The following is a 4,105-nucleotide window of genomic DNA, read 5'->3' on the forward strand; positions in this document are numbered from 1 at the left end:
CGTGGATCGACTTGGGCCACCACAGTCTAACGGCCGCCGCTGCGAGACCAGCGCCAAGCATCGCGAACAGGGCCGCCCATGACCAGCGCTCACGCTGCGCARTCGCGAGCGCGATCTGCAGGCGCCGCGTCTGTTCTTCAATCTGCCGAGCGCGAGTGGTTGTTGCCGCCAGCTCGTTGCGCTGCCTTTGTGCCTCTCGATCTCGGTCCGCGATGCGTTGGTTGGCGGTTTCAATGGCCTGCACTGTGTTCGCGTAATCAATCTTCGACTGCGCGAGTGCTTGAGTTGCTTCGTTGAGTCGGGTCGTCGCAGTTGCGACTTGCGCTCGGAGCGTTTCGATCTCCTTCGAGAGGTCGCTGATCTGGCTTTGCATAACCCGATTAGCAGCTTGCAGTTGATTCGCGTCTCTTTCGGCCTTGACGCTCTGTGCCTGCTCTCTTTGCTTCGCGGAGCTCGCCGCAGCATCGGCAGCCCCGAGCGCGACGATCCGCGCATTCAGCGCCTCGATGGTTCGGCGCAATTGCAGCATCTGTGCATTCAGCGTCTCAATGGTTTGGCGCAACTGCTGGTTCTGTGCGTTCAGCGATCGATTGGACTCCCTGAGGGTCTCGTCGCCCTGGGTCGCCTGTGGTGCGGCGCCCGCACCCCTCGCCAGCGCACCGAGCGCGAGCCCGATCCCGAGCCCGACCGCGGCGCCTTCGGCTGCAGCCTCTCTGCCGCCAGCCCGTCGGGGAGGGGGCAGATTGGGTGTGCCCTCGCTCCTTCCTTGCGGCGCGCCCGCCCTTCCGGCAGGTGGCGGATCAGGTGCGACCTCGCCCCTTACTTGCGCCTCAGTGATGCCGGCACATGCAACAAGCGCGAGTGCGCTGAGAGCGACGGGGAGGCGATAGCCCTTGCGATGCGGCTTCATGCGATTCACTCTATGCCATCGCCGTTCGCCCCGACACCTTCGGTTTGGGGATGAACTGCTCTGGCGGCCGCGGAGCCCTTTGGGCCGGTGGGATGGCCGGTAGGTGTTGCCAAACACCGAGAAAGCCACGGCAGTGCCGGCGTCCTGGCGTCCCGGACAGCGGCGGGACGCCGGGTACCATCCGGCCATGCCCGAATTCACCCTGGAACTCGCTTCCGTCGTCGCCGTCACCTTCGCGGCCATCATGACCGTCGGCTTCGCCTGGCGGGAGCGCAAGTGGGGCCCGGTGCTGATGATGGTCGGCATCGTCGGCTTCCTGGCGATCATCGCCTACGGCATCGTGCCGAAGTTCTGAGTCCGCTCAGATCGCGCGCGAGATTCGGAACGGGGACGTGCGGGGATGCCCTTGGCGTGAGTCCGCCCCCACTCACACAGCCCGCTATTCGACCACCAGCCCCGTCAGGGCCGGATCGGCGGGCGGCACGCGCAGCTTCATCCCCTTGAGCGTCTTCACCAGCAGTCTGGCGATCATCAGATTGCGGTGATGCTTGTTGTCGGCCGGGATGACATGCCAGGGCGCGTCGTCGGTCGACGTGGCGACCAGCGCTTTTTCGTAGGCGGCCTGGTAGGCATCCCACTGCTTGCGGACCTCGAGGTCGCCCAGCGAGAACTTCCATTGCTTGTCGAGGTCGTCGACCCGGGCCTGCAGGCGCATGCGCTGCTCGTCCTTGCTGATGTGCAGCATGCACTTCACGACCACGGTGCCGGTTTCCGTGAGGAGCCGCTCGAAATCATTGATCCGCGCATAGCGCCGCCGGGTCTCGTTGCGGTCGATGCTGCCGCCGACCACTGGCACCAGCACGTCCTCGTAGTGGCTGCGGTTCCAGACCGTGATCTCGCCGGCTCGTGGCACCACCGCATGGCAGCGCCAGAGGAAGTCGTGTGCGCTCTCGTTCTCGGTCGGGGCCTTGAAGGCGGTCACCTTGACGCCGAGCGGCGAGGTGCGCGCGAAGACCCACCGAATGGTGCCGTCTTTGCCGCTGGTATCTAGGCCCTGCAGCACCAGCAGCAGCTTGCGCCGGCCCTCGGCGTGCAGCAGGTTCTGCAGCCGGTCGAGCTCGATCGCCAGTGTGTCGAGCTGCGCGCGCTGGTCCGCCTCGTTGCCGTCGAGAAAGGGCGTGGCGGYGGGATCGATGGCGCCCAGCCTGAACTTGCTGCCGACGCGGTACTTCCTGAAGCTGGCCATGGGCGAGGGTTCCTTTATTCGTCGTCGTCGGGTGCGATCGAGGCGCTCCAGCGGCTGTCCCAGTCGGCGCGCCGGGCGCCGTCGAGCTCGCGCCGGTCGCGCTTGGTGGGACGGCCCTGCTCGATGCTCAGTGCCGGCTCGCTGCCGAGCCGGCGCTGTTCGCGGGCCGCGGCAAGCGCCGCCAGGCTGTCGGGCGTTTCTTCGTAGAGCTTCTGCGCCACCGGGGCCGGGCCGCGCTGGCCGCTGATGCCACGCACCCACACCACGCGCGACACGCTGCCGAGCCGCATCGTCACGGTGTCGCCCACCTTGACCTCGCGTGAGGCCTTGGCGACATCGCCGTTGACCTGCACGCGGTTCTTGCCGATCTCGTCGGCGGCCAGCGACCGCGTCTTGAAGAAGCGCGCGGCCCAGAGCCATTTGTCGATGCGGAGACGGTCCATGAGTTCAGCCATTGTCGCGCGCCAGCGGGATTCGCACGACAGCATCGAGGCCGACGGTGCGTCCGCCGGCTTCCCGGTTCCGCAGCGCGATGCTGCCGCCCAGCGCCAACACGATCTCGTGGCAGATCGCCAGCCCCAGGCCGGAGCCGCTGGCCACGTCGCCAGCCGCGAAGGGCGCGAACAGCCGTTGCCGCAGTTCCTCGGAGATGCCGCGGCCCTGGTCGCTGATCCGCAGCAGCGCCTCGTCGCCCTCGGCCCCCACCCGGACCGTCAGCATGGCCTCGCACGGGCTGTGCTTGATCGCGTTGTGCAGCAGATTGCGCGTGAGCTCCTGCAGCATCCAGAGGTGGGCGCGCACCGGCACCGGCGCCGGGCCGGTGGAGAGCTCGAAATCGAGTGCCTTGTCGGCGACCAGCGGCGACAGGTCGAGCGCGACGGCGCGCACCGCCTCGGCCAGGTCCAGGGTTATCGACTCCGGCTGCTGGCGCAGCTGCTCGACCTTGGCCAGCGACAGCATCTGGTTGGCGAGCGCGGTGGCACGCTCGACGGTCTCGCTGATCTCGCCCAGCGCTTGGTCGGGTGGCACGTCACTGCGACGCGCCGACTGCACCTGCGCCTTGAGCACCGCGAGCGGCGTGCGCAGCTGGTGGGCGCTGTCGCGCACGAAGCGCTTCTGGTGGTCCAGCAGGCGCCGCAGGCGGCCCATCACCTGGGTCGTGGCGTCGATCAGGGGGCGCAGCTCGCGCGGCGCATCGGGCGCGTCGATCGGCGACAGGTCGTCGGCGGCGCGGGCCTGGATCGCCTCGCCGAGGGCGCGCACCGGCCGGGTGGCGCGCTGCACCACGACCACGGTGACCGCGGCGATCACGCCCATCAGCACCAGCTGGCGCCACAGCGTGTCGACGAGCAGCTTGCGCGCCAGCGTCTCGCGCAGCTCGAGCGTCTCGGCCACCTGCACCACGGCCATGCCGCGGCCGTTGCCGCTGGCGACCGGCTGCAGCAGCACCGCGACGCGCACCGGCATCTCCCGGAACTCGGCGTCGTAGAAGTCGACCAGCGCCGCGTAAGGCGGACGGTTCGGCAGCTTGCCGCGCCAGAAGGGAAGTTCCTCGAAGCCCGAGACCATCCGGCCGTCGAGCGCCGAGACCCGGTAGTACATCCGGCTCTGGTTGTCGGCCTCGAAGGCCTCGAGCGCGGAATAGGGCACGATGGCGCGCAGCGAGGCCGCGTCGTCGTAGCCCTCGACGTCGAGCTGCTCGCCGATGGTCTTGGCCGAGGCCAGCAAGGTGCGGTCGTAGGCGGTGGTGGCGGCGGCCAGGCTCTGGCGGTAGAGGCTGACGCTGTTGATGACGACGAACAGCGCGATCGGCCCGAGGATGCCGAGCAGCAGCCGGGCGCGCAGCGAGGCCGCCCGCATCACGGCTCTTCGCGCAGCAGGTAGCCGAGCCCGCGCAGCGTCATCAAGGTGGCGCCGGTGGCTGCGAGCTTCTTGCGCAGCCGGTAGAC

General features: G+C 68.6%; 5 protein-coding genes. 1 reads left to right on the plus strand and 4 read right to left on the minus strand.

What is annotated here, in order from left to right; translation table 11 throughout:
- A partial coding sequence (locus AC1DY5_RS44930; protein ID WP_478120871.1) for a hypothetical protein occupies window positions 1-910 on the minus strand: 910 nt, incomplete at its 3' end.
- 187 nt (window positions 911-1,097) lie between these two features.
- Here AC1DY5_RS44930 and AC1DY5_RS44935 point away from each other — a divergent pair.
- A complete protein-coding gene (locus AC1DY5_RS44935; RefSeq protein WP_478120872.1) occupies window positions 1,098-1,265 on the plus strand; it encodes a hypothetical protein in 168 nt (55 codons plus the stop codon).
- Window positions 1,266-1,349: 84 nt separating this feature from the next.
- Here AC1DY5_RS44935 and AC1DY5_RS44940 read toward each other — a convergent pair whose 3' ends face one another.
- Genes AC1DY5_RS44940 through AC1DY5_RS44950 form a run of 3 tightly spaced genes read right to left on the minus strand, consistent with a single transcriptional unit; the run spans window position 1,350 to window position 4,019 of the window.
- Window positions 1,350-2,156 carry a PPK2 family polyphosphate kinase gene (locus tag AC1DY5_RS44940; RefSeq protein WP_478120873.1) on the minus strand — a complete coding sequence of 269 codons (807 nt, stop codon included), beginning with the start codon at window positions 2,154-2,156 and terminating at the stop codon, window positions 1,350-1,352.
- 14 nt (window positions 2,157-2,170) lie between these two features.
- Complete coding sequence (locus AC1DY5_RS44945; protein ID WP_478120874.1) at window positions 2,171-2,599, minus strand: RNA-binding S4 domain-containing protein; 429 nt, start codon at window positions 2,597-2,599, stop codon at window positions 2,171-2,173.
- A gap of 4 nt (window positions 2,600-2,603) precedes the next feature.
- The gene (locus tag AC1DY5_RS44950; protein WP_478120875.1) at window positions 2,604-4,019 is read right to left on the minus strand and encodes a sensor histidine kinase; all 1,416 of its coding nucleotides are present in this window, start codon (window positions 4,017-4,019) and stop codon (window positions 2,604-2,606) included.
- Window positions 4,020-4,105: the final 86 nt, after the last annotated feature.

This window comes from Variovorax sp. P4_D9, from assembly GCF_056401695.1.